Below are 1858 nucleotides of genomic sequence, written 5' to 3' on the forward strand. Positions count from 1 at the left end.
TGCTTCAAGTTTTAAATTTTAAATTTTAGATAATTTTTACTTTTTTTCAATTAACAACTAATTCCCACTAGCTTCAAGTTTTAAATTTTAAATTTTAGATAATTTTTACTTTTTTTCAATTAACAACTAATTCCCACTAGCTTCAAGTTTTAAATTTTAAATCTCAGATATAGCAATAGCCAAAGCTGTTAGGATTTATGCTGATGATGAATGATGAATCTTAGACTAGATAATGTTTTTTCCGCTGTTCCCAATTAAGTGTTCCCTGTTATAACTTTTACCTTCTTTCAGTTACCGAATAATTAAGGTTTAAAGCCTCTTCTTTAAAACAAAAAAAATCCTGTTCGCCAGTCCTATCAGTTTTTAGGAGAGGTAATTTCAGTTATCAGTTAACAGCGCCTCTGTAATAAGGAAGCAAGAAAATTCCGTATTTTCTTTTTTTATCCCCTTAAAAAGGGAGGCTTTAGACCACGATTTTTCGGTAATTATTAAGTAGGTAAGTCTAATTAAACGTTAAAAAAATTGTATGAGCGGATTTAACCAAAACGAAAGCTTTGACTTAAGCACGCTCGAGTGCTAAAAACCCGCCCTCTAATATTGTGTTTATTTCTGCTCACCTACCTAATTAGTCATTATTAATTATTAATTATTAATTACTTAAATCAGCTCTTAATTTTTTTTCTGCTTCTACTTCATCTAGTTTTGATTGTTCAATAAACTCATAAAATATTGCTTTTTAAATCTTAGGAAATGTAGGGCTAGTTTCAACTTCAACATATTTTTGATTTTGCAGTTTATAAATTAGTAAAACTTCTCCGTTATAACGCCAAAATTCTGAGATTCCCATGCTCGCATAAAGATTAACTTTATTAATATCGGTATGAGTAATATCAACTTCTACTACTAAATCAGGCGGAGGATCTTCAGTTAAATCAATTTTTTTTCCTGCCACCTTTGATTGATTTTGAATGTAATAACAATTGTCAGGTTCTGCACCTCTGTCTAACTGTGGATAATTCAAAGTCGTCGAACCTAAAGTTTTAATTTTTAAACCCATTTCAAAAACTAAAATTCTGATAAATAAACCAATTATTTCTCTAGCAAATTCATGTTCTTCCAGAGGCATAGTAATTTCCAATATTCCTTGGTCATATATAATTCTGGCATTGCGATTTTCTCCCAGAGCTTCAAGAATTTTTTGGTATTTATGCCAATTCAAGTTATAGAAAACAATTCTTTTTTCAGGAAGAGTTAGAGCAACAGTATTAATCATTTTTTCCTATCAAACCATTTTGTTCCCATTTCAGTCATAGCTGAGAATACTAGATAAAAAATCAAAATACTTATACCGATAAGAAATGGTACTAAATCATCCGGCATTTGTTAATCCCTAGTCAATTTTATCCACCGATGATAACATGAATAACGTTTTCGGCTGTCGCCGACATATTTGCGGAGCATTCCGGAGGAAAACCCTTAACCTTACTTCAGAAGTATCTCTATCTACATTTCAGTTAATAACTATAGCAATATGATTTGAGTTGTTAGATATTGAAAACTTTTAGGGAACAGGGAACAGGGAACAGAGAAGAAGAAAAAACATATCATATGAATATAATAATTGCTATATTCTATACTTTTAAGGAACATCTCAATTCTCACAACTCATTCCTGATTGCTATATGAACATTATCAACTTTATCCTAATTTTTATTGTGCCTCTAATTGCGACTAGCTTAATTATTTGGCGCTTTTATCTAGATAGGGAGTAGGGAGTAGGGGGTAGGGAATAGAAAACAAGAAAAACAACTTTACCTCAGTAACTTGAGAAAAGCTATATTTCAGTTAATAACTATGA

1 protein-coding gene is annotated in these 1858 nt (G+C 30.8%); it reads right to left on the bottom strand.

The features are described 5' to 3' along the window. Nucleotides 1–736: 736 nt before the first annotated feature. Nucleotides 737–1273: a Uma2 family endonuclease gene (locus F6K13_RS31250; protein WP_205127369.1), complete on the bottom strand. Its 537-nt coding sequence runs from the start codon at nucleotides 1271–1273 to the stop codon at nucleotides 737–739. Nucleotides 1274–1858 lie beyond the last annotated feature (585 nt).

Source organism: Okeania sp. SIO2B9 (assembly GCF_010672505.1).
Classification (GTDB): Bacteria; Cyanobacteriota; Cyanobacteriia; order Cyanobacteriales; family Microcoleaceae; genus Okeania; species Okeania hirsuta.

Coding starts and splice junctions, on each gene's coding strand:
- F6K13_RS31250 (WP_205127369.1), bottom strand. CDS start 1,273: ATGATTAATACTGTTGCTCTAACTCTTCCTGAAAAAAGAATTGTTTTC.